The sequence below is a fragment of the Pararcticibacter amylolyticus genome (assembly GCF_003130405.1).
GTDB lineage: Bacteria > Bacteroidota > Bacteroidia > Sphingobacteriales > Sphingobacteriaceae > Arcticibacter > Arcticibacter amylolyticus.
Window position 1 is genome coordinate 407,404 of sequence record NZ_QEAS01000002.1, and the last position, 26,130, is coordinate 433,533.

At 44.5% G+C, this 26,130-nt stretch carries 14 protein-coding genes; 7 read left to right on the forward strand and 7 right to left on the reverse strand.

The annotated features are described in order from the left end of the window. Window positions 1–3: 3 nt before the first annotated feature. From DDR33_RS04165 to arfB, 3 genes are all read right to left on the reverse strand, one after another. Entirely contained in the window at window positions 4–3,156 is a 3,153-nt protein-coding gene (locus DDR33_RS04165) for a SusC/RagA family TonB-linked outer membrane protein (RefSeq protein ID WP_158280630.1), read from the reverse strand. A 267-nt stretch (window positions 3,157–3,423) separates the two neighbouring features. Continuing rightward, complete coding sequence (locus DDR33_RS04170) at window positions 3,424–7,605, reverse strand: hybrid sensor histidine kinase/response regulator transcription factor (protein ID WP_109414494.1); 4,182 nt, start codon at window positions 7,603–7,605, stop codon at window positions 3,424–3,426. A 67-nt stretch (window positions 7,606–7,672) separates the two neighbouring features. Continuing rightward, window positions 7,673–8,086, reverse strand: a complete 414-nt coding sequence (gene arfB / locus DDR33_RS04175; protein WP_109414495.1) for an alternative ribosome rescue aminoacyl-tRNA hydrolase ArfB — start codon at window positions 8,084–8,086, stop codon at window positions 7,673–7,675. 121 nt (window positions 8,087–8,207) lie between these two features. Here arfB and cmk point away from each other — a divergent pair, with 121 nt between their 5' ends. Beyond that, the gene (cmk, locus tag DDR33_RS04180; RefSeq protein ID WP_109414496.1) at window positions 8,208–8,891 is read left to right on the forward strand and encodes a (d)CMP kinase; all 684 of its coding nucleotides are present in this window, start codon (window positions 8,208–8,210) and stop codon (window positions 8,889–8,891) included. A gap of 54 nt (window positions 8,892–8,945) precedes the next feature. Here the strand turns inward: cmk and DDR33_RS04185 are convergent, their stop codons facing one another. After that, window positions 8,946–9,164, reverse strand: a complete 219-nt coding sequence (locus DDR33_RS04185) for a hypothetical protein (RefSeq protein ID WP_109414497.1) — start codon at window positions 9,162–9,164, stop codon at window positions 8,946–8,948. A gap of 457 nt (window positions 9,165–9,621) precedes the next feature. Here DDR33_RS04185 and DDR33_RS04190 point away from each other — a divergent pair, with 457 nt between their 5' ends. The 3 genes from DDR33_RS04190 (at window position 9,622) to DDR33_RS04200 (ending at window position 13,157) form a co-directional block, all read left to right on the forward strand. Further along, complete coding sequence (locus DDR33_RS04190; protein ID WP_109414498.1) at window positions 9,622–10,779, forward strand: MFS transporter; 1,158 nt, start codon at window positions 9,622–9,624, stop codon at window positions 10,777–10,779. Between the two features lie 186 nt (window positions 10,780–10,965). Beyond that, window positions 10,966–11,541 (forward strand): DUF3267 domain-containing protein, encoded by a 576-nt coding sequence (locus tag DDR33_RS04195; protein WP_109414499.1) that lies wholly within the window; start codon window positions 10,966–10,968, stop codon window positions 11,539–11,541. 38 nt (window positions 11,542–11,579) lie between these two features. Further along, window positions 11,580–13,157, forward strand: a complete 1,578-nt coding sequence (locus DDR33_RS04200) for a Na+/H+ antiporter (protein ID WP_109414500.1) — start codon at window positions 11,580–11,582, stop codon at window positions 13,155–13,157. A 41-nt stretch (window positions 13,158–13,198) separates the two neighbouring features. On the opposite strand, the gene DDR33_RS04205 is transcribed toward DDR33_RS04200, so the two are convergent. Both DDR33_RS04205 and ppk1 read right to left on the reverse strand, forming a co-directional pair. Then, window positions 13,199–13,576 (reverse strand): helix-turn-helix domain-containing protein, encoded by a 378-nt coding sequence (locus tag DDR33_RS04205; protein ID WP_109414501.1) that lies wholly within the window; start codon window positions 13,574–13,576, stop codon window positions 13,199–13,201. 86 nt (window positions 13,577–13,662) lie between these two features. After that, complete coding sequence (ppk1, locus tag DDR33_RS04210; protein ID WP_109414502.1) at window positions 13,663–15,708, reverse strand: polyphosphate kinase 1; 2,046 nt, start codon at window positions 15,706–15,708, stop codon at window positions 13,663–13,665. Window positions 15,709–15,858: 150 nt separating this feature from the next. On the opposite strand from ppk1, the gene DDR33_RS04215 reads away from it, so the two are divergent. Further along, window positions 15,859–19,464 (forward strand): BamA/TamA family outer membrane protein, encoded by a 3,606-nt coding sequence (locus DDR33_RS04215; protein ID WP_109414503.1) that lies wholly within the window; start codon window positions 15,859–15,861, stop codon window positions 19,462–19,464. 72 nt (window positions 19,465–19,536) lie between these two features. Here DDR33_RS04215 and DDR33_RS04220 read toward each other — a convergent pair whose 3' ends face one another. Then, window positions 19,537–20,193 (reverse strand): hypothetical protein, encoded by a 657-nt coding sequence (locus DDR33_RS04220; protein WP_146198697.1) that lies wholly within the window; start codon window positions 20,191–20,193, stop codon window positions 19,537–19,539. 788 nt (window positions 20,194–20,981) lie between these two features. On the opposite strand from DDR33_RS04220, the gene DDR33_RS04225 reads away from it, so the two are divergent. Both DDR33_RS04225 and DDR33_RS04230 read left to right on the forward strand, forming a co-directional pair. Continuing rightward, entirely contained in the window at window positions 20,982–22,460 is a 1,479-nt protein-coding gene (locus DDR33_RS04225) for an ATP-binding response regulator (protein WP_109414505.1), read from the forward strand. A gap of 45 nt (window positions 22,461–22,505) precedes the next feature. Then, window positions 22,506–26,126 (forward strand): response regulator, encoded by a 3,621-nt coding sequence (locus tag DDR33_RS04230; RefSeq protein ID WP_109414506.1) that lies wholly within the window; start codon window positions 22,506–22,508, stop codon window positions 26,124–26,126. The last annotated feature ends 4 nt before the right edge of the window (window positions 26,127–26,130 follow it).

Consider the following 26,130-nt stretch of genomic DNA (forward strand, 5'->3'; position numbering starts at 1 on the left):
TCTTTATAGTTGAATGTTCACACCCAGATTATAGATTCTCGAAGTAGGATAAATTGACTGCTTGGAGAAATCGGTATTGAAATCGTTAAGAGCTTCTGGATCCAGGTACATTTTGAATTTCGTCCAGGTGTGCAGATTCTGCCCGCTGAAGAAGACTCGCAGGGAAGAAACCTTCAAAGACTGAAGCCACTTTTTCGGAAAGCTATAGGCAACTTCTACGTTCCTCAGCTTTACATAGGAAGCATCCTGCAATATGAAGTCATTCAACTGATAATTGAAATAACTGTTTCCTTTCCAGTGAAGAGCCGGCCAGGTAGCAGTGGCTGCAGTTTCAGGTGTCCACCTGTTGAGCTGATGTTCGTAGATCTGGAAGCCGTTATTTTGTTCAGTAAGCACAACATCCGAACTTACATTTGCCACACCCTGTATCAGGGCAGAAAGAGAAACTCCCTTCCACGAAAAGTTAGGCGATACGCTGAAAAGATATTCCGGATTTCTGGAGTAACCGATTGGCACCCTGTCGTCTGAATTGATCCTGCCGTCTTTATTATAGTCGACATATTTGAGATCGCCGGGAATAACATTTCCGATTGGAGTGATCCGGCTGCTGTATTCGGCAATATCTTCCCGGGATGTAAAGAAGCCATCGGTCATATATCCAAAGAACTGACCGACACGCTTTCCTTCTGTTTTTTGATACTCAGGAGCATAAAGCGGTTCATCAGCGTTCAGGATCTTATTCCTGTTGAAGGAGAACTGCGTATTAATTCCATATCCGAACTCGCCTGCCTTGTCCCTGAAATTTAACTCGATCTCATATCCCTTGTTATAAACCTTCCCTACATTCAGGTAAGGATAGTTGTCACCAAAAGTCAGGAGGCCTGCACCTTTGCTAACCGTTCTTTCCGCCAGGATGTCCGACCGCGTTTCATCAAAAAGATCCACGTTGAAGGTAAGCCTTTCCCTCAGGAACCGGCTTTCAAACCCGATGTTTCTTTTAACCCCGGTTTCCCAGGTGATCTCTTCATTTCCTCTTGACAGGATATCGACTATAGGCCGTCCCGTCTGTTGGCCGGGAATACCGAAAGTCACCCCATTGCTCACCCGCGAATACTCGGTGAGATAGAGAAATCTTAACTTATCATCCCCCTTGTAGAGACGGTCGTTACCCACCTTACCATACGAGCCCCTTATTTTAAGGTAATTAAGCCATTTCAGGTTTTCCATGAACTTCTCTCTGGTTACAGTCCACCCCAGGGATGCAGCAGGAAAAAAACCGTACTGTTTGCCCTTGCTGATGGTATAAGGGGCAAACTGCTCAGAACCATTGTAAGCCATATTTATTTCAGCGAAATATTTCTCCGCGTAGTTATAAGTGGTACGGTTCACTACCCCCTGCACTGCTTCAGGAGCTGCATTTTTACCATCACCTTCGAACTGATTCAGTTGCCGTGTAGCAAGTAATACAGCCGAAAGATTATGCGGTCCAAAGCTTCGGGCATAGTTAAAGCCAAGCTGAACGTTCATCTTGATACTTCCATCATAGGAGGTGCTGATATCGCCCAAAGGTTCATCCCGGTCACGGCTGTCACCGGCTAACTTAATTTCTCCCGTCTCGCGGTCATAAAGGTACGAAGCCCACCAGGCTGCCCTTCTTGCTGTGCTGTTATAGTAAGAGTCATATCCAAACAATCCCTTAAAGGAGAGCCCCTTCACCACCTTATCCAGCTTATAATTCACATCAAAAGTGCTTTCAATGGAATTATTATCATCGTTCCGGGTCCCCCAGCGTGTCAGCACGGCATAAGGATTCCAGACATTGGTGCCCACCTCCTGGTTTCCCGTGATCTTCCCGTCGGGCAGGGTTACAGGATAGGCAAATGAGGGTGTCTGGAGAATCCTGGAGATCATGCCGTTCATATTGTCGTAAGCGAAGCTTGACCCAGATGGACCTGATGGCATATAACGTTTTCCAAGCCGTCCACCAAGCCTTACACTTACCTGCAGGTCTTTGGTGAAATTGAAATCCACATTCGAACGGAAATTATACCTGTTATAGGAAGGAGTCGTGCGGATGCCATACGGGGAGTCAAATTTTTTGAAGATACCGTCTTCAAAAAGATAACCAACAGAAGCATAGTACTTAACCATCTTCGTGCCGCCGCTTACGTTGAGGTTATGCTGCGTCTGGGGATAGTATTTTCTGGTAACATATTCGAACCAGTTCACATCCGGATATCCGAGGGGGTCGGAGCCGTCTTTAAACTTCTGAAGTTGTGTGTCCGACCAGAGAGGCGCAAGATCATCATTCACCCTTGCTTCATTCATTAACCGCGTATTGTCATAGGCATTCACGGCCTTTGGAATCCCTGTGTATGTTTGAATACTGGCATTCCCGGTATAGCTGATCCGCGGGCTTCCTTCTTTGCCGCCTTTGGTCGTGACGATGATTACACCGTTCGCACCGCGGATACCGAATATTGCAGTAGACGATGCGTCCTTCAATACCGAAATCGACTCAATTTCATTGGGGTCTATATCACCGAAACTGCTTCTTTCCACCCCGTCGACAATGACAATGGCTCCCTGATTACCGGTATTATAGGTAGCAACTCCCCGTATCTTAATAGTAGAAGAGTTCAGACCGGGCTGCCCGCTTTGCTGAATAACCGAAACTCCGGGCAGACGACCAGCCAGGCTGTTGGTAACATTCGACGTGGGCGACTGTAAAATTTCCTTGCTGCTTACTGTGTTGATAGCCCCCGTCAGCGTTGCTCTTTTCTGAACTCCGTATCCCACAACAACCACCTCTTCAAGGCTTTTTGCATCATCACGTAAAGTGACATCCATCGAGGTCTTCTCCCCGACAGTAAGTTCCTGCGTCCCGAAACCTATAAAACTGAATACCAGTACTGATTGGGGGCCGGGTACATTTACCCGGTACTTTCCGTTCAGATCAGTCAACGAGCCTGTTGTCGTGCCTCTTACTAATACGCTTACCCCTGGCAGGGTTTCTCCTTTCGGATCTTTTACAACACCTGTGACAATCTTTGACTGTGCCAGGGCTGAGATGCTTCCGGTGGCTAAAAGCAATAACAAACAAAGGTTAAACCGCTTAAATTGCCATATAAGCTGCCCCGGTTTTAAATACTTCATTTTGTAAAAATTATTCATTTAATTCTCATGGTTTTATTGATTAATCCCTTACAAGAGGGTGGCTCCCCCGTGCTTTCTTACTGTACAATGGTGAGTTTACGAAGGCCCGCTGTGCAAACCTGCTTATCTTTTCCTTTCATTTATCTGTATAATTGATAGGGGCAAATATGTTCCGGTTTGAGCAATAAGAGGGGGTGAAAATTTCCTTTAATAGGGGTAAAATTGCTTTTTCAGCAGATACAGAGTAAAAATCACAGAAAGCAGGTTTTACTCTCCGCCACGGAAGCCGCTTTCAGAGATTGCCTCCGGACAGTTTCTGCTAATGTATTCCGTTGGCGACATACCGTATTGCTTCCTGAATTCTTTACTGAAATATTTCCGGTCGTTAAAACCTACCGCAAACGCCACTTCGGCAATGCTCAGCTTATTCTGACTGAAAAGCTGGGCCGCTCTTTGCAGCCTTGCAGATTTGATATAGTCGGCCACCGGCATACCGGTCAATGCCTGTACTTTTTTATAAAGCACAGACTTGCTCATTCCAATCTCATCAACCATTTCAGACACACCAAACTGGTCATTCTCCATATTTCTCTCTACAATATCCATGAGCTTATGCAGGAACTTTTCTTCCGGAGAAGTGATAGCGATATTCTTAGGCTGAAGGATTACCTCCCTGCTGAACTTTTTCCTGATTGCTTCTTTCGCATCCAGGATATTGCGGATCTGCAGCGCCAGTATATGGATACTGAAGGGTTTAGTAATATAGGCGTCGGCACCATTTTCAAGGCCGTTTACCTGGTGTATGAACGCAGCCCTAGCTGTAAGCAGCACCACCGGAATATGATTCGTCCTTTCGTCGGTCTTGATACTGCGGCATACTTCCAGTCCGTCCATTCCGGGCATCATTACGTCGCTTATAATCAGATCCGGGATCAGGCCAAAAGCGTCTTCCAGTCCTTTTATTCCATCAGCACTTTCATGAATAAAATACTGGGAACCGAGAGATTCAGCGATAAAGTTCCTGACTTCCTGGTTATCTTCAATGATCTGAACGGTATATTTTCTTTCGCCTGCAATATCGGAACTAAAGTCGTCCGGAATTGCGGCTTCCGACTGTATCCTGTAATGAACAGGGTTTTCACTGTTTAAATATTCTGGAAGAATATCAACTCCGGCAAGATGATCTCTGCCAGTCTTCAGAGATACTATAAACGCTGTCTCACCCGAATGATTATCTATGGAGGGAACACTGTTTACTTTTAACTCTCCCTTATGAAGCTCCACAATACTTTTTGATAAAGCCAGGCCGATACCAGTTCCCAAATGCGATTTTGACTGGTCTGCCTGAAAAAAAACATTAAACAACTGCTCCTGGCTCTCAGGAGGGATTCCCCTGCCATTATCCTCAATCCTGACATCCACCCATTCTTCCTCATCCCGAACGGCTATATTTATCCTCAACCGGATCCGGCCCCCGTCCGGTGTAAACTTAAAGGCGTTTGACAGAAGATTAAAAAATACCTTTTCCATCTGGTCTTTATCAAAGCATACCGGAAGTTCGCTCAGATCAGACCTAAAACGGTAGTCAATATCCCGGCTTTGGGCAATGCCCTGAAAGGAAAGAAAGATCTCACCAGCGAATTTAATGATGTTGCACTCACTGAAATGCAATTTCATATTTCCTGTCTCCACCTTCCGGAAATCCAGCAATTCCGTAACCAGACGCATAAGCCTGTCTGCATTGTTCCTCACTGTCAGCAATTGCCTGCGGACGCTGTTATTGTCCAGAACCATGTTCATCACCTTCTCAAGAGGCCCGACAATCAGCGTCAGCGGCGTCCTGATCTCATGAGATACATTCGTAAAAAAGTTAAGCTTCATCTGATAGAGCTCCTGCTGACGCTCGTTCTGAAGTTGTTCGTAGAAAAGATCCCTTTTGAGCTTCGCCCTGATATACAGAAATCTGAACACCGCTATTATAACAGAAGCTACTATAAAAGTATACAGCACATAAGCCCACCAGGTCATCCACCAGGGAGGAAGTACCCGGATACTCAGAGTTACCGGCCTTTCATTCCACACACCATCATTATTGGCTGCTTTTACCATAAAGGTATATTTTCCGGGACCGAGGTTGGTATAAGTAGCTGACGACTCATTTCCTGCGAAATGCCAGTCTTCTTTATTCGTTAGTCCTTCCAGTTTGTAGGCATACTGATTATTCGCCGGATTAATGAAATTAAGAGCAGCGAATTTGATGCTGATAAAGCGCTGGTCATAATCCAGGGTAATCCCACGGCTATAGTTGATCGCCTCTTTCAGCGGGGAGCCTTCTTCTCCGGCCTGTACCGGGTTATTCCGAATAGAAAACCCGGTGAGTACAACTTTCGGAATAAACCGGTTCTTCAGGATGGCTTCAGGTTGAAACAAGGTTAATCCATTCACCCCCCCAAAGAGCACCATCCCCGACCGGGCACAACAACCCGCATTGGTCGAAAACTGGTTGCTGGCCAACCCATTATCGGCGTTATATTGTGTTACATTTAATTTAGAAGCATCAAATTCACCTTGGATTCCCCGGATTACAATCCTGACGATCCCATTATCCGTACTCACCCATAAATTCCCTTTTTTATCTTCGGTGATTGCATGGATGACATCATCGGGAAATTGCAAAGAGGCATTCAAAGGATAAATCCGGCCATTTTTATGGTCAAAGTAATCGAGACCTCCCCCTTCCGTCCCAATCCAAAGCCGGTCTTTCGAGTCAATGAACAAGCAAAGGATAGTATTATGACTTAAAGGAAACCGCTTCGTCCTCCTGTATCTGCTTATGAACTTCCCGCTGCGGGCATCGTAATAATTTAATCCATTTTGCGTCGCCACCCAAAGATTTCCTTTCTTATCTTTCAGCAGAGAGGTAACAAAATTATCGCTGAGAGAGGCTGGATCCCCGCCGTCATGCCTGAGGGTAGTGACCTGTCCCTGATTACTTATAAAGCGCAGCCCACCGCCATTTGTACCCGCCCAAACCCCTTCTTCATCCACCAGGATAGCATTTATCAGGTTTTCGCTCAATTTACCGTCGGTAACAGGAAAGCTGAAATCGCGAATAACATGTGTCTGCTTGTTGAAGCAAAAAAGCCCGTCCAGCGTTCCGATCCATAAATTACCCTTATCATCCTGGCTCAGGGACTTTACACCGTTTGTAGGCCTGTCCTGGTTACTGTGTCGAACAGAGTAATAGTTGTATGCACCCGTTTTCAGATTAATATGGTTAATTCCGCCTCCGTATGTACCAATCCATAAACTACCGTCAGGATCCTCCACCACTGCATTGACCACAGGATGATTGAGGCCCATCTTCCTTCCGGTCCGTTCTCCGATATTGGCGAAATTGTTTCCACCATGCTGAAGCAGGTTAATCCCTCCGGCAAAAGTGCCAAGCCAGATGTTCCCTGAATCATCCTGCAAAAGGCTCCATACCGAGCTGTCTGTTATAGATCCCGGATCGGTTGAATCATGCCGGAAATTATTAAATCTGTTGCCGTTTTGCCACCGGCTTAGCCCTCCCCTGGTACCTATCCAAACCTTTCCATCGCCCCCGATAAGAATATCTTTTACCCAGTCGGAACACAGGCTTCCTTCATCACCTTCCTGATGAGTAAAACGTTCGCATAGACCTGATCGCCTGTCAAACCTGAACACTCCTGAACTTTCAGTTCCCATCCAGATATTTCCATTCTTGTCTTCTCTGACCACCAGCACCTTTGCCTTCATAAGAGCTTCGTTATCTTTTAGGGACAAAGGAAGAGCGACTATCTTCCTGGATACGGGATTGAAGCATAGAGGCCCCTGTTTGGTTCCTACCCACATCAGGTTTCTGCTGTCGTTGAAGATGGTGAAAGTCACTCCGCTATAGAGGACAGAACTGCCCTGCCGGCTGAACTCCGGGATATCCATCAGCGTATAATCCCTTACAAGTTTAATCCCGCCAAAGGTAGAGGCCCATATTCCTTTTTGCTTATCACGGGCAAGGGCAGCACCGTAGTTCTTGCCGCCTTTTATGCCGGGCACTGTAATCGATCTGAAAATTTCCGTCCTGGGGTTAAAAATATTAATGCCATTGGCCGTTCCGATCCAAAGATTAAGACGGTCGTCCTGCAAAATGCTGTTTACCCTGTTATTACTAATGCTGGAAGAATCGTTGTCGGTATGTTTGAAGTTTCTGAATCCAATACCATCATAGCGGGTCAGTCCTTTCCAGTTACCTATCCATATAAATCCCTGTTTATCCTGAAAAATGCAGGAAATCGGACTTTGCGCCAAACCTTCACGGAAAGAGATAGACCTGAACCGAACTTGCTGCTGTTGTGCCAGGATGAACAATGGCGGGAACAATAAAAGAATAATACCTGTCAGCCATATGCACCTCTTCCCTGCAATCATTCGTATACTTATTATGGATCAAGTTAAAATTAATTGGTTTTTCGTTAATCAGGAAGTACAAAAGAGTTTATCCTTCAAATCCTTTTTTCTGCCGGCTCAATTTTTTGAAAGCCTTTTGCTGTTTATCTTTGAGACGCCGTTCAACTGATGCTTTTGAAGGCTTTGTAGCCTTCCTTCTTTTGGGAACGTGAAGAGCCATCACCAGGAGATGGTTCAATTTATCCAGACTTCTCTCTTTGTTCAGCAGTTGGCTCCTTTCTTCCTCGCTGACTACCTGTATCATTCCGGAAGCCGTAAGACGATTAACAAGCTTTTCCCCTATACGACGTTTTTGCTCTTCAGAAAATATGTCAGCCTGCTGAAGATCAAAGTTCAGCTCCACTTTACTTGAAACCTTATTTACATTCTGCCCTCCTTTGCCCCCGCTTCTCGATGCTTTAAAGGTAATATATGGCAGCAAGTCTTCCCTTGAAAAGTTCATCGCGCAAACCTACGTAAAAAGAGTGATTACCAGTTCATTTAGGACGGAGTGATCAGTATTTTTAAACAATCTCAGGAATGATTATTTAAAAACCGCCTTAAACGATAACTTTGCCGCCAGAATGAACAAAAATCTGGTAGTAGCTATCGACGGTTATTCTTCCTGCGGAAAGAGTACCCTGGCAAAGGCCTTAGCCCGGAAACTCCACTTTATCTATATTGATACCGGCGCAATGTACAGGGCAGTAACTCTTTACTTCCTGCGTAACCGTGTAGATCTGACGAGCGAAGTCATGGTGAAAGAAGCTCTTAAGAATATTCACCTCAACTTTCACTTCCAAAATTATCAAAGCCATATTCTCCTGAATGACGAGGATGTATCAGATGAGATCCGCCAAATGGAGGTATCCCAGCAGGTAAGCGAGGTCAGTGCGATAAAAGCAGTCCGCACTGAAATGGTTAGTCAGCAGCAGCGGATGGGCAAATCGAAGAACATTGTCATGGATGGACGCGACATCGGAACAACTGTATTTCCAGACGCACAGGTAAAGATATTTATGACTGCTGATCCAAAGATCCGGGCAGAAAGACGCTTTAAAGAACTGGCTGCTAAGGGTGAGAACATTACTCTCGAAGAAGTATTCGAAAATATAGCACACCGTGATTATCTCGATACCACGAGAAAGGAAAGCCCTTTGACGAGAGCCCATGATGCAATCATTCTTGATAATACAGAGCTAACGGAAGAAGAACAGTTAAGCTTTGCACTGGAAAAGATCACCCCGTTTCTGAGAGATAAAATTTAAGAGATCTGATACAAAGGCAGGAAATAATTCCCTGCCTTTGATTATCATCACCACCTATTCAGGTGCTTCTGTGCTGTCATTTTCTGCCTCAGGGCTTGTATTGTCGAACATTTGTTCGTCCTGAGGCACCTTCCATTCCAGCTTTTCGCCACCTCCTCCGGTTTTAAATCCTTCGTCAGTACGCTTTTCTGTTGCATTCACGTCGGCTTGAGCTGCGCTGATCTCGTCTTCTCCTTTTTTTATTGATTGATTTTTTTCTTCAGGGTCTTTCATAAGTTTTCATATTTAAATGTATGAGAACAACAAGGGGTATATACAAGTGTTTTGAAAAAACTTCAGCCCTTTCGTTGTCACCGGTGTTGCCGTCCGGAAAATCATATACAATCCAGAGCTTGCAGAGGACTCTTTGTCTTAATGTTTTTTAAACACGTTTACCCAAAAGTACCTTATTTGTAATCATAACTTAAAAGAAATTACAAAGCAAGCTTAATGCAATAACGTTTTATGATAGAGATCCTACAAAGCAATCATCCCGATGAACTGAATACCATTGCACCCGATAAGGCCAGCATCATAAGAAATCCGTTTAGCTTCATAATTATTCGTTTTTTGACATAAAGGAGGTCATCAAAGGAACGCTACAGGCCTGGAAAGTAAATGAAACGTCAAATAACCGATAACATGCAGTAAATAAAAAGGAGCTGCATAAGTTTGCCGCGAATTTGTGAAGATGAAAAAATCCCTTGTTAGCTTATCGCTGGGCGGACTGAGTATCGGCACCACTGAATTTGTCATGATGGGACTTCTGCCCGATGTGGCCCGCGACTTTAATATTACGATCCCTGAAGCAGGCCATTTTATATCGGCCTATGCCTTGGGCGTCGTGATCGGCGCACCGCTGCTGGTCGCTCTCGGCGGCAGCTTTCCACCCAAAAAGATCCTTATTACGCTGATGGCAATGTTTACAGTATTCAACCTGGCATCGGCTTTCGCCACAGGAAGTACGGCCCTTCTGCTAACCAGGTTACTTTCCGGTCTGCCTCACGGAGCTTTTTTCGGCGTAGGTTCGGTAATGGCTACCCGTTTAGCTGACAGAGGTAAAGAAGCTCAGGCTATTGCCGTTATGTTCGCCGGGCTCACTATTGCCAACCTGCTGATGGTTCCCCTGGGCACCTACATCGGTCATCATTTTACGTGGAGATATACATTTGCAATGATTGGAGTCATCGGGTTTATCACGATACTTTCCATCCTTTTCTGGATGCCGGCACTGGAAAGCAGCCGCAGCGGAAGTGTACGCAAAGAACTTGGCTTCTTCAGAAAGAAAGAAGCATGGCTATTGGTTGCCATCACCTCGATCGGAACGGGCGGCTTATTTGCCTGGATCAGCTACATCGCCCCTATGATGATCAGTGTTACCGGTTTCCCTGCAGATAAGGTACCTTATATTCTTATTCTGGCTGGGTTTGGAATGTTTACGGGCAACTTCATCGGGGGAAAGCTTGCAGACTCCTATCCTCCGGCCAGAGCATGTATTATCAGCTTATTTGCCATCGTCGCATGCCTCATCGTTGATTACATGGTAGCCTCAAGCCAGTCGCTGACGCTTTTAATGGTATTTGTTACAGGCGCAATCACTTTTACATTAGGCACCCCCATACAGATCCTGATGATCAAGACCGCTCAGGGAGCTGAAATGCTTGGCGCTTCAGTTTCACAGGCGGCGTTTAATATTGGAAATGCATTGGGTGCGTTTCTGGGTGGGCTTCCTATAGCCGCAGGTCTCGGCCTTGCTTCCCCTCTTCTTGTAGGAGTTGTTATGGCTATGGCTGGGGTGGGTTTTACCTGGCAATTAATCAGGACACAGAAGTTAAAGAGATCAGTTTAGGCCCCCCTGTAAACGCAGCCTTTGATTACCTGGTGAATCCCGTGAATGGTAAATACAGGGTTAGTAACCTTTACGGCCATTATCTGAAGGACTTGAAGAACTTCGATTTTTGTTTCAATCATAATTTTTTGAAAATTTCTGTAACGAACCGGCAAAACAGATACTAACTGATCAAAAAAAGCAATTATGACACAGCTAGTATCACAACATCCGCATGAATTAACCATCAGCTCAGGAAAAGCTCATTTGTATTCATTTCTATTGTTCCTTCCATTTGCACTTGTTTCTATTCTTGCCTGGTGTTCTGTATGGGGTACGGATATTGCAGGCAGGTATAAAGCGGAGATGCCCTCCGGTATTGAGGGAGTTGTTGTCGTGCTGGTCGTTATGATAGCCGGTACCGCTATCCATGAACTGATACACGGCCTTACATGGTCTTTGTTTACCGGCAAAGGGCTGGGATCAATACGCTTCGGCTTCAGCCTGAAATCTTTGGTACCATATTGCCATTGCCAGGAACCGCTCAAGGTGAGAGAATATATAACAGGAGCGATAATGCCCGGCGTGGTGATTGGCATCATTCCCCTGATCGTTGCAATAGCAGCCGGCAATATCGCCTGGTTTTCTTTTGGATTATTCTTCACGTTCGCTGCCGGCGGAGATATGTTAATCATATCCCTTTTGGTAAAACAACCTTCAGAAGCGGGCGTGCAGGATCATCCAGAGAAAATAGGATGCTGCATTTACAAAAGTCAGGTATAACACGTAAGTTTATACCTGCTTATTAACGCAATACTATAATGCTCGAATCCTTCTCTTTCTATCTCAGCCTGATCATAGCAATATTACTGCTCATCATGCTGGCGAACAAAATAAAAGTGGCGTATCCGGTTTTGCTTGTACTGGCAGGCCTGTTGCTTAGTTTTGTTCCCGGAATCCCAAGAGTCCACCTCGATCCTGAGCTTATATTCGTTGTTTTTCTCCCGCCTTTGCTCTATGAAGCAGCATGGGTGATATCGTGGAAAGAGCTCTGGCGCTGGCGAAGGATTATAGGGAGCTTTGCCTTTGTGGTCGTTTTCTTTTCTGCCATGTCGGTTGCCTGGGTAGCCAACCACTTTATACCGGGCTTTTCCCTTGCTCTGGGTTTCCTCCTTGGTGGTATAGTTTCACCACCGGATGCTGTCAGTGCAGGTACCATATTGAAATTTGTAAAAGTACCAAAAAGGCTGAAATCAATCCTCGAAGGCGAAAGTCTGCTTAATGACGCCTCTTCGCTTATTATCTTCCAGTTTGCAGCGATAGCTGTCACCACAGGCCAGTTTGCATTGCATGAAGCGGCGCTGACTTTCGTCTGGATGGTTATCGGAGGTACCGGGATAGGACTCTTGATTGGTTTTATTTTCATGAAGGCTCATAAATTTCTCCCTACAGACGCTAATGCAGATATCGTGTTGACTATTGTCACTCCCTATGTCATGTACATAGCCGCTGAAGAACTGCACAGCTCAGGGGTGCTGGCCGTGGTCTGCGGAGGACTCTGGCTCTCTAACAAACGGCATTCATTTCTTAGCACCAGCTCACGCCTCAGGGGTGTTAATGTATGGGAAAGCCTGGTGTTTGTTCTTAACGGTCTGGTATTCCTGCTTATCGGGCTCGACCTTCCCGAAATCACCTCCGGTCTTGAGGGGGTAAGCGTGACCACTGCAATAGGTTATGGGATATTAGTAACAGGAGTACTGGTAATCGGCCGGCTGATTTCCGCTTACGGTGCAGTTGTGGTTACACTGATCGCCCGGAATTTCATAACAGTGGCAGATGCGCGTCACCCGGGTTACAAAACACCTGTTGCCCTTGGATGGACAGGGATGCGGGGAGTGGTCTCACTGGCCGCTGCACTCTCTATACCAGTTTACCAGGATAACGGAACCCTGTTTCCGCAGCGGAACCTGATCCTGTTCATTACATTTACCGTGATCCTTCTAACACTCCTTCTGCAGGGATTAACTTTACCCTGGTTGTTAAAAAAGCTCGACCTGGAGGATCTGGATCATGAATTGTCCGAAGAAGAAGAGGAAGGACTGCTTCGCAGGCAAATGGCAGAGCATTCACTGAACTACGTAAACAGCAGGTACGCCAGGGAGATCAACACCTACCCCGTTCTCCGTCAAATGGCCGCCAAATGGTCTGATAACAGATCCCTGGCTGAAGAAGGTATATTTATTAATAATGAATGCAAAACTGTTTACAGGGATGTTATCAGTATGCAAAGGCAATGGCTTCTTAACAAGAACAGGGAAGAAGAGAAACTCAGTGAAGAGATCGTCCGGAAGCAATTGCAGCTACTGGATCTGGAAGAGGAAAAGCTGGGACTAGCCTGAGGAAACATGCAGGTGAGACCTCTTCTCTGCTCAGCCAACCTTCACCGCGGAAAACAGTTTTTTCTGTATTCCGATGGTGTCATTCCCTCATAGGCCTTAAAGAACTTCGTAAAATTGGAAGAATCATAACTTAGTTTCATTGCAACAGCGGCAATTGACATCGTGGGATCATTTAAAAGCTTTTTCGCTTCCGCGATTATCCTTTTCTCAAAGAAATAACAGGGATGGTGCCCGGTATATATCTTAACGGTATTGCTCAGGTGGACGGGATGAAGACACAGGATGCCCGCAATATCTTTAATGTGCAGAATCTCTTCCACTTTGCCCGACATAAACTCATCCATATGTTGATTTACTGCTTCAATGTAAGCAGTACTGATTTCAGCCTGTCTGCTGATATATTTCCGGGGTACTTTCATGACCTGATAAATGCGCTGGTATTGGGGTTTCGTTCACTGATTTTGTTAGCATCAATGCTCTCAACCGATCTTTGATAAACGATAGTTTACTCGTGATTAAGAAGCGTATAAATAGCTTGCTGCGACCGGATTTCAGGCACGCTTCGCTTCACCCTCACATTTTCCAGACCTTCACTGATCTCAACAGCCTTAACATTATCCAGGAGCTGTAACCTGACAATTTCAATCATTTCCTGCTTAATCTTGCTATCCAGAACAGGAAAACATACTTCTATCCTCCTGTAAATATTCCGGTTCATCCAATCGGCTGATCCCATATAAACTTCGGTTTCACCCCCGTTATTAAAAATGAACACTCTTCCATGCTCCAGATACCGGCCCACAATACGTCTTACTGTAATATTCTCACTCATCCCCCCGACACCCGGAATAAGACGGCAGATACTCCTGATAATAAGCTGAACCATTACTCCAGCCTGTGAAGCTTCGTACAATTTGCCGATCAGCGACTTCTCTTCCAGGTTGTTCATCTTGATGATAATAGAGGCATCCTTGCCGGCCCTGGCAAAAGCAATTTCCCGGTCGATCAGTTCAGTAAAACGGTTTCGCAGGTTAAATTGTGCAACGAGCAGGTAATGAAAATTGATAAGCGCAGTCGCCGGAGGTGCCTCTTTCCTCGAAAGAAAGATGAACAGCAGCTCTATCTCCCTGAGGATGCCAGGATGAGATGTCATCAACACATGGTCGGTGTAGATCGCTGCTGTATTTTCATTAAAATTACCGGTTGCCAGTAATCCGGAGTATTGAGTACGTCCATTCACTTCTCTTTTTACCAGGGCAATTTTAGCATGCACTTTAAGCGAGGCGGGACTGTATATCAGCTCTACTCCTGCTTCTTTCATCTTCTTGCCCCATTTGATATTATTTGCTTCATCAAAACGAGCTTTGAGTTCAAGTACAACTTTCACTTTCTTTCCGTTCCTTGCAGCATTGATCAGGGCACTGGCCAGCAGTGAATCACTTGCAATCCGGTACAGGGTGATGTATATTTCTTTTACCTGACGGTTGGTGGATGCCTCATTAAAAAACCTCAGAATCCCTGTATATGAATGGTAAGGCGGATGAAAGACAACATCTCTGTCAGCTATGAAATCAAAAACAGTTCTTTCATAACCAAAGGGATTATAGTTTATGGCCGGCCATTTTTCGTCAGAGAGCAGGGGGTCAGAGGCCGGAAAACCCATCAGGTCCTTCAGATTATGATATACGCCTCCGGCCATCATGGCAATCTCCTTCAGATTGAAAGCTTTCCTGATCAATTCAAGCAAGGCCTCAGGGATTCCCGGTTGATAGAGAAAACGGGTAGCAAGTCCTTTGTCTCTCTTTTGTATCAGCCTGCTGATTAATTCAAGTTGGTCTCCTTCATATTCATCTGCGATATCCAGCTCTGCATCCCGTGTTATTTTAAAACTAAAACACCCCCTAACAATGCTGTTCTTAAACAACCAGTGAAGATTTCGTCTCACAATATCATCCAGGAAAGCTATTAAAACTCCGTCCTCTCCCTTAATGCTGTAAAAGCGGGGCAGATGATCAGACGGAATATTCAGGATGTATTGCTTCTCTGTTCCCTCCTTTTCAATAAGGACCAATAAATAAAGTTTATTATTCTCCGGGAAGAAGTCCGTCATGTCTTTTTTTAGTTCCACCGGGTGTAAAAATGCAAGTACCCTGGTGAGAAAATATTCAACTGCCGGTTTATTTAAAAAATCGGGAAAAGATTCGTTGTATAGAAAATGTATGCGTTTATCTTTTAAACCAGGAACAACTGAGCCCGTTAATATCCTGCCGAATTTATCCTGTTGCTTTGCAATTATCCGGGCTGCAGAATTAGAAAGCCCGGGACTGCCGTCCTTACTGATCTTCTGTAATGCCTGCAGAACGGGCATTCTCACCCGGTAAAACTCATCCAGGTTTGACGAATATATTGCAAGGAACTTCAATCGTTCCAGTAAGGGAACTTCATCGTCTGCAGCTTCTTCCAGGATTCTCTCATTAAAAGAAAGCCAGCTTATATCTCTGTTAAAAAAAAGAGAGTCCCCCTCTCCTTCTTCTCTTGCTATTTTCTCCATGCAGGTAAAGTAATTACGGGATAATAAGCAATTATAGTGCATTATGACCAAAAAAGTCGTCACACATTAGAAAAACTAAATATCTGCAATTATCAGTGACAGTTATTTTGTTACTTTAGATTCTCATCGGAACAATGAAATTCCTCCAAAATGAAGAAATTATCAATTGCTGTTTTTCTTTTAATAGTTTCACTGAAAGCACTGGCACAAGATTCTGTCTTATATAGAGTTATCCTTATCGGCGATGCCGGAGAAATGGATCCACAGCAGAAAAACATTATAACTGATGCCGCAAAACGGGCCCTGGCCGGAAGATCCGCTGCAGTCTATCTCGGCGACAATATTTACCCCAGCGGAATAGGCCTTCCCGGTAGTAAAGACGAAGAGACAACCAAAGCAATATTAAAATCTCAATATCTTCCGCTCAGAAATGCCGGGATACCTGTATTTTTTATTCCCGGGAACCATGACTGGGACCGTAGCGGCCCCCTGGGGCTGGAAAAAGTAAAAAGACAATGGGCGTTCCTCAATGAGCAGAACGACTCTCTTCTCAGGATGCTCCCCCCGGACGGCTGTCCTGATCCGGTGGCCATTAACTTTTCTGAAAACCTGACTATGATCGCGTTTGATTCCGAATGGTGGCTTTATACGTATCCAAAAGAGAACCGGGATGCAGACTGCGATTGCAGAACAAAAGAAGAAGTGATCGCACGGATGAAGGAACTTTTATATCAAAATAGAAATAAAGTGATCCTGCTGGCATCCCATCATCCTTTTCAAAGCTACGGAACCCACGGAGGGCATTTTTCATTAAAGGATCATTTGTTCCCCCTCACGGCAGTCAACAAGAATCTGTATCTTCCTCTTCCCCTGGTTGGTTCTTTCTACCCTCTCTTAAGAAATACGTTTACCAACCCCGAAGATCTGAGGCATCCCCTGTACCAGGATATGATTAAAAATGTAAACAGAGTTTCCGGCGATTTCCCGAATATTATTCATGTCGCAGGGCATGAGCACGGATTGCAGCTGATCCGCAATAATAAACTTCAGGTAGTGAGCGGTTCAGGGGCAAAGAGAAGTTTTGCCGCAAAAGGAAAGCACTCGCTGTTTGCCGAAGCTACTCAGGGATATGTGACAGCCGATATACTAACAGACCGGAGTATAAAACTGACTTACTATATTCTTAAAGACGAAACGGTGATACCTGCGTTTGAATATAGAAAACCCTATGTGCCTGCCAGTGCCGAAGAAAGTGTTTTATACAAGCAGTTTACAGGAGATAGCATAACAGTTGCCGCCCATGAGAGTTACGACCGGGTAAGCAAGATCCACAGGAAACTGTTTGGCGAAAATTACAGAAAAGAATGGGCGGCTGATACCCGTCTGCCGCTTATCAGGATCTCGGAAATAAAAGGAGGACTTACTCCTGTGAAAAGAGGGGGCGGAATGCAGTCGGTATCATTACGCCTTCGCGACAAAACAGGAAAGGAATGGGTGATACGAAGTGTTGAAAAAAGCCCCGACCTCCTGCTTCCTCCGCAGTTACGGGAAACATTCGCCAGGGACTGGCTCGATGATGCCGTCAGCGCACAGCATCCTTATTCTGCGCTGGTGATCCCTCCGATTGCTGATGCTGTGGGTGTTCCTCACTCCAATCCAATAATAGGAGTTATCGCCCCCGACAAAAGTCTGGGCATCTACGAGCAGGATTTTGTGAACAAAGTGTGTTTGCTGGAAGAAAGGGAGCCAGCAGGAGATTCAGATAATTCTTTCAAAATGCTCGAAAAGCTGAAGAAGGACAATGACAACTCCTATGACAGCGAAACATTCTTAAAAGCGCGTCTGATCGACTTGCTGACGGGCGACTGGGACAGGCATGAAGATCAGTGGCGATGGGTGGATCTGAAAGAAGGAAATGAAGAATATTACCAGGGCGTACCCCGCGACAGAGATCAGGTATTCAGGGTCTCAGATGGCATTTTTCCGCGCCTGGCCAAACGTCGCTGGATAGCTCCCACCCTCCAGGGCTTTAATGGGAAAATCGATGATGTCAGGTACTCCCTGTTCAAAACAAGATTTGTAAACGCTCTCCCTGCTTCTCAGCTCAGCTATGAAAGATGGATGAAGATCACTGAAGATTTTGTTGCGGCCGTCACCGATTCGGTACTCGAAACTGCACTTAAACAATTGCCAGCCTCTTCTTACCATTTGAGGCATGACGAGTTACTGGGAAAGCTGAAGGAAAGACGGGCGAATATCCCGGGAGCTATGGCTGAATATTACAGGTTCATTAATAAGATACAGGACATTCGCCTGAGCGACAAAAATGAAAAAGTCACGATCACTGAAGACCCAGGTAACTGGATTCAGCTAAGCGTGAATAAAGTTAATAAAGACGGAGAGCTTGCGGGCACAATCATGTCAAAAAGCTACGACCCTGTCATCACAAAAGAAATAAGAATTTACACCGGAGACGGTAACGACAGTACAATTATAAACGCCGGGCATTCCCCGGTTAAATTCAGGATCATCGGAAACAAGGGTACTAAAAAATACAACATCATAGAAGCTGCCAAAACTGTGGATATCTATGGAAAAGATGATCTTTCCACAGCTGATTTTGAAGGCAGTAAGATTCGTAAACACTTGTCAGGTGACAGCCTCAATACCGCTTTCGTTCCGGTAAATCTATACAATGTTACGATGCCCCTGGCTTCCGTCGGCATTAATCTGGATGACGGATTCCTGATGGGCATAGGCTTCAGGCATACTCAGCAGGAAGGGTTCAGAACCGTCCCCTTTGCGAACAGCCAAAGCGTTCTTCTGACGCATTCTTTTTCAACGAAAGCGTTCAGGATTATCTATAATGGAATCTGGATCCATGCTGTTGGAAAAGCCGATTTCACATTAAATGCCACTGTTAACGCGCCGGATAACACGATGAACTTTTTCGGAAGAGGTAATGAAACTGAGTTCGATAAGAGCGGAGATTTTAAGAAATATTACCGGACACGGTTTGACACCTACACCGTAGAGCCTGCTCTCAGATGGAAAAATGAGAAAGGTACAAGCCTCAGCGTGGGCCCTTCACTGCAATATTATTCATGTGACCGTTCTGATAATGAGGGTAGGTTCATCAATAATACATCTATGATTAATTCGTACGATAGCCTTACTATCGGTAAAAGAAAATTGCATGGCGGCCTTGCAGTTCAGTTAACAGCAGATAAAAGAAACAACCCTGTACTTCCATCCTGGGGCAGTTTAATTAATGTCAGGATCCAGGCTTATAAGGGGTTGAATAATTATTCGGAGTCGTTCATCCAGGTTTTGCCCCAGGTATCTTTTTATAAATCGCTGAACAGAAAATCTACTATAGTCCTGGCCGAACGTGCCGGAGGTGGTATAACTGCGGGGAAAACAACTTTCTATCAGTCGCTCTTCCTCGGCGGACAGGACAATCTGCTTGGATTCAGGCAATTCAGGTTCGCAGGCCAGCACCTTTTTTATAATAATATCGAAATCCGGGCTAAGATTACTGACGTTATGAGTTATATACTGCCCGGGCAGCTGGGTATCATGGGGCTTTACGATACGGGCAGAGTTTGGGAAAAAGGAGAAAATTCGTCTGTCTGGCACCATGGAGCAGGCGCAGGCCTGTATTTTGCACCTGCACAAATGGCTCTTTTCAGATTCCTGGCAACATATTCGAAAGAAGGATGGTACCCTTCTGTAGCTATGAATTACAGGTTTTAAGTCACAGAGTTGTACGATTCTTCCACCGTCGCATGAATTCATACAACTCTGTGTATTTCTAATAACAGAAAACTAATTTTCAACCTTTTCAACCGTTGATTCAGTGGGAGCCTGATTTACATCCGTCCCTGCATCTTCTGAAGCCGCCGGTGCGGGCTTCTCAAGAAGTTTGGCACTTTCTACTGCAGATGCAGGTACTTTACGGGCAGCGTTTTGTGCAGCTGCAGGCGGCGTATTAGCAGGAACTGCAACAGGAGGAGTCGTTCTCGTTACTGATTGATGAACAGGGGTTTTAGCCATCGCTTTTGGAGGAGCGGACAAAGAAGCAGTATTCGATCTTAATAATTGAATTTCGGATTGTAATGAATCATGCAGGGCCACCCATGCCTGATCTCTCACCTGGTAAGACTGCAAATCTGCTACCAGCTTAGTCCTCTCAGATGTGAGTGCTCCAATAAGAGTTGTCTTCGCAGAAAGAGAATCTTTTAAACTATCCTGTCTGTTTTCAAGGCGTTTTATTATTTCGTTGTGTGCTTCCGAGGCGCCCTCAAATTTCGCCAGCTTTATTTCAAGTGCATGGACGCTCTCATTCTTTGCATTCAGCTTCTTTTGCAGACTGTCGACCTTTTGAGTGAGCATTTCGATGATTTCCTTTTTGCTTTGCGCTTGTACCGCAGTCATGCCGGCGGCTATCACCATCATCAGGACAAATAATTTAAACCTTGCCATTTTTTACTTTTTTAAGTCACACACACGATTTTTTTCTTCCCCTTTCGCTGCTTATCAGACTTAATAAAAAACTAACAATCAAATATTTACCTTTCTCTGTTCTGAAACAAAGTCACGATTCAAAAAGTTTACTATTTTTCAAAATTTATTACAGCCCCTATTTTCATGCTACCTGGAGAGGATGCTGCCCTCCTTTTATTATTCTCATTTGAGGAGGAGTGTATGTCGACTTTATCTCTTTTTTAATAGATACATATAACCTAAAAAAATGAGTCCTTCTGATTGCAAATATTTTCATAGTATTAAAGATTGGGTTACCGGAAGAGGTACAAAAGGTATGCCGCGCTTTTAAAAGCCCTAAACAACCGGATTACGGATAACTGATTAAAATTTCATTTATCCGGGTGGATAGTTATTCAGACTTATGTAATAAAAAGTATACAAAAAAGGCTTCAGTAAACTGAAGCCCCAAAACATTAATTTAGATAAGTAGTTTTACGAATAACAAATTTAAATAAAAACCCTGCTAATACAATATTCTCTTTCTCCATTTTTGACCATTATTTTTCTCATATTCAATCAAATGTGAGAAAAAACTTGTCTTAAGCGCATCCTTGCCAGGTATATCTACGCAAAGCTTTCTTTTTTACAAACATTCCCACCTTCCTGCTTGTTAAGTTGTGTTACTTATTTTTAATGATGAGCTAAAAGGCTTTTATAATGTCATTCCGTCTCTTTGAATAGAGCTCCGATACACTATATTTGACCGAACGGACTTACTGCGTATAATGATTTTAATAGTTGACGACAAACCGGAAAACATCTTTTCCTTAAAAAAAACACTGGAGATCCATAATTTCAAGGTAGATTCAGCTCTGTCAGGCGAAGATGCCTTAAAAAAAATACTAAAAAATACATATTCACTCATCATCCTTGATGTACAGATGCCGGGAATGGACGGGTTCGAAGTCGCTGAGACCATTAGCGGCTACAGCAAATCAAAAGATATCCCGATCATTTTCCTTTCCGCAGTAAATACGGAAAAAAGGTTTATCACGAAGGGATATGCTTCAGGCGGGATAGATTACGTCACCAAGCCTGTTGATCCCGATATTTTCATCCTAAAAGTAAAAACCTTACACCGTTTGTATGAGCAAACCAGGGAACTTAATGAAGCACAACTCGCACTCAGGGCTGAAATAGAATTCCGTAAACAAGCTCAGGCCGAACTTCGTGAAAGGGTTCAGGAGCTTCGTACAATTCTCGAAAGTATCCCGCAAATTGCCTTTACAGCCAAGAGTGACGGAATAATAGAATTCGTAAATCAGCATTGGTTTGACTACTCTTCTTCTGAAAATGAATTTCCAGCCTCCCATCCTGATGATCCATCTGTAGAAAAAGAATGGAAGAAAACATTAAGAAGCGGAGGATCGCTTCAGCTGGAAGTCCGGATAAAGAAGCTGAATGAAGACAGGTACAGATGTCACCTTTTGAGAGTAAGTCCTGTAAAGGAGTCAAACGAAATTGTAAAATGGGTAGGGACTTTCACGGATATTGAAGAGCAGAAACAAGCAGAAAAAAGGAAAGATGAGTTTTTAAGTATTGCCAGTCACGAATTAAAAACACCATTAACCAGTATCAAAGCATACATGCAGTTACTTGAACGTTCGTTTGAGGATAACGCTGCACGCACCGGAGAAACGGGCAAGTATCTGGAGAGGACACAATTGCAGATTGAGAAATTACATAGCCTTATAGCCGATCTGCTCGACGTATCAAAGATTGAAAGTGGCAAATTAAAATTCAACAAAAAGCTGTTCGAATTCGAACCTTTGCTGGAAAACAGTATCGATATTATAAGACAGACTAACAAAGATATCTCCATCATCAGAAAAGGCAGCGCCAATGTGCAGGTGTATGGCGACGAGATAAGGCTCGAACAGGTACTTCTTAATTACCTGACCAACGCTATAAAATATTCTCCTGACAGCACCGAGGTACACATTGAAAGTCATATCACTCAGGATCATCATCTGTTCGTTCACGTACGCGACTTTGGCGTCGGGATTTCCGGTGATAAAAAAGCAAACGTCTTTAAAAAGTTCTACCGGGTAGAAGAAACTTCACACAGATTTCAGGGATTAGGTATTGGATTATATATTTGTTCTGAAATCATAAAACGTCACAATGGGACATATGGGGTTGAAAGCACCCCGGGTGAAGGATCCGTTTTTTACTTCAGCATACCAGTTATACCAAATGAATAACATTTAAGACAGACTACCGGATACGCAAAAGATTTTATATTTCATATGAAAGCAACTATTACACGAAATCTGCGGATTGGCTATGGACTTTCTCTCTTTTTATTGATTGTCAGTTCAATAGCCTCTTATGTTTGCATCGCGAACCTCCTGAATAGTTCAAAAATGGTAAACCACACCAGCCAGCTTATACTTGAGCTGGAGAATACGATTTCCATTTTGAAGGATGCAGAGACAGGCCAGCGCGGATACCTGTTAACAGGTATTGATCAGTTCCTTGAACCATACAACGGTGCATTCGAGAGGGCTGAATCTTCCGTCAGGATAATACGGAAAATGACCAGTGATAATCCCGTTCAGCAAAAGAACTGCGATGAACTGGAATCGATTATCACGGAACGGCTTAAGCGGCTCGACGATATATTGGTGATGAAAAGGGAAAACCGGGCAATCACAGCGAACGACATGCTCGATGGCAAAACCAGTATGGACGCCGCCAGGCGCCTGGTTAAGCGGATGCAGGATATGGAAACAGAGTTACTAACCTCACGCTCCGAGACGTTGAACCGCTTCGCCGCCTATACTCCGGTTCTTATTATTCTCGCTGCAATTCTTTCGGTCATCATCACCATTGTTTCTTACTTAAGAGCTTCCAAAGATTTCGATCAAAGGGCAGAGTTATATAATGCCCTTCAGAAAAAAGAGCATGAACTCACTACCAGGATTGAAATTATTGAAGACGTTGCAGAAAAAATATCTAAAGGAGATTATAAAACACGAATCGTGAACGAGAACGAAAAGGACAACCTGGGAAGCCTTGCAGCTTCGTTGAATAAAATGGCTGAGTCACTTGAGTATTCCTTCAGGATTGTATCCGACAAGGAATGGCTCCAGACAGGCATCGCTTCCCTGAACGATAAAATGATCAGTGTGGTAGATGTAGAGCCGCTCGCACAAAATATCATTCGCTTTATTGCAGAGTATACCGGCAGCCAGGTAGGTGCCTTTTATTTGCTGGAGAACGAAGATACTCTTCAGCTGACAGGGGCCTATTCTTTAGATAACAGCGCAAAAAAAATAAATATTAAAAAGGACCAGGGTGTCGTCGGACAATGCCTGAAGGACAAAAAACAAATAATCATCACAGACATTCCCGAAGATACGTTAAGAATAAGTACCGCAAGTGCCGATATCACCCCCGCGACAATCATTGTATTCCCGGTGATGTTTGAAAATAAGATCATGGGGGTGATTGAACTGGGCTCCATTATGGAATACAGCGTCCTGGAACTTGAATACCTTAACACAGCTGCACATAACATCGGAATAGCCATTAACACGGCTCAAAGCCGTCAAAAACTGCAGGAGCTGCTCGAAGAGACCCAGGCACAGTCTGAAGAGCTGCAGGCCCAGCATAGTGAACTTGAGAACCTGAATACCGAGCTGGAAGCTCAGACTCAAAAGTTACAGGCATCTGAAGAAGAACTTAAAGTACAGCAGGAGGAACTGCTGCAGGCAAACCAGGAACTCGAAGAGCGAAGCAAAGCGCTTGAAGAGAAAAACCAGCTGATCGTTGAAAGGAACCTTGATATACAGAAAAAGGCTGAGGAGCTTGAAGTAAGTACAAAATACAAATCGGAATTCCTGGCTAATATGTCGCACGAGCTGCGTACTCCGCTTAATTCAATCCTCCTTCTTTCAAGGCTGCTGTCTGAAAATAACGACACCAACCTGAATGACGAACAAATTGAGTACGCCAAAGTCATCAACACCTCCGGAAACGGATTGCTTGCCCTCATTGATGAGATCCTCGACTTATCAAAAATAGAAGCAGGAAAGATGGATCTCGAGTTTGCGGATGTTGCGTTATCAGACATACTCTCCGACATGAAATCCTTGTTCTCTCCGATAGCACGGGAAAAGAACCTTGAATTCATTACGGAAATCAAAGAAGATCTTCCTGAAAAAATCAGGATCGATAAGATGAGACTGGAGCAGATCCTGAAGAATTTGCTTTCTAACGCGCTGAAGTTCACTTCCAGGGGCTCTGTTACTTTATCGGTTTCTCCAGCTAAGAAGAATTACGTCAATATTTCTGTAAAAGATACCGGAATTGGGATCCCGGCAGAAAAGCAGGACCATATTTTCGAGGCATTTCAACAGGCAGACGGGTCGACAAGGAGAAAATACGGAGGCACTGGCCTGGGCTTATCGATCAGCAGGGAGCTGGCGAAATTATTAGGCGGAGAGATCAGGCTGACCAGCGAACCGGACAGGGGAAGTGAATTCACCGTAATAGTGCCGGTATCACCCGAAGTGATTGAAAACGAGGCACCACAGTTATCTTTACCCGAACTGATAGCTGAAGCATTTCCTCAAAAACCACATCAGGAGTCCGAAAGCGGAGCTGCAGAAAAAAAGAAGTTTGTAGTACCCTTTATCCCAAGTACTGTGCCCGACGACAGGGACAATATTACGGAAAATGACAAAATAATACTGATCGTTGAAGACGACACGGGGTTTGCCAGAGCACTACTGGAATACACCCACCGCAATAACTATAAGGGGATTATCGCAGTGAGGGGCGATGAAGGAATTGATATGGCAAGAGCTTACAAGCCCCAGGCCATCCTGCTCGATATCCAGCTGCCTGTAAAAGACGGATGGGAAGTGATGGAAGAGCTGAAAGGCGATCCGCAGACCAGGCATATTCCAGTACACATGATGTCGTCTATGGAAGCAAAAAAAGAAAGTCTTGTTAAAGGAGCGATAGACTTCATTAATAAACCTCTCGCTATTGATGAAATGAAAAGGATCTTCACCCGGATCGAGGACGCTCTGAACAGGCATCCTAAAAAGGTCCTGATCATTGAAGAGAACCCGAAGCATGCAAAAGCGCTGGCTTACTTCCTGGAATCGTCAAACGTTACACCAGAAATTAAGGGGTCGGTAACGGAAGGTGTCGAGGCACTGATGAAAGACAGCATCAATTGTGTTATCCTGGATATGGGCATTCCCGATATGTCGGCCTACGAGACCCTTGAAACCGTGAAGAAGACGCCGGGCCTTGAAAACCTTCCAATCATCATTTTTACGGGTAAGAATTTATCCAAAGCAGAGGAAAGCAGGATAAAGCAATATGCAGACAGTATTGTCATGAAAACTGCACACTCTTATCAAAGAATTCTTGATGAAGTGGCATTGTTCCTTCATCTTGTTGCAGAAAAACAGGTACCTGAAAAAACTGATTCGAAAAAGAAGAACCTGGTCGTGTTAAATGAAGTACTGAAAGACAAGACCGTACTGATTGCCGATGACGACGTCAGGAACATCTTCTCCCTTAGTAAAGCCCTGGAACAGCTGAAAATGAAAGTCATATCCGCCACCGACGGAAAGGAAGCTCTTCGCGTTCTTGAAGAGAACCCGCAAACCGATGTTGTGCTGATGGACATGATGATGCCCGAAATGGATGGCTATGAAAGTACTGCTCTGATCCGGAGAAACCCCAAGTTCAGGAATATTCCGATACTGGCGGTTACGGCAAAAGCGATGGTTGGCGATAGGGAAAAATGCATAAAAGCCGGTGCCTCTGACTATATCTCGAAACCTGTCGATATAGATCAGTTAATTTCTCTTCTACGGGTATGGCTTTATGATAAATCAATGTAAATCT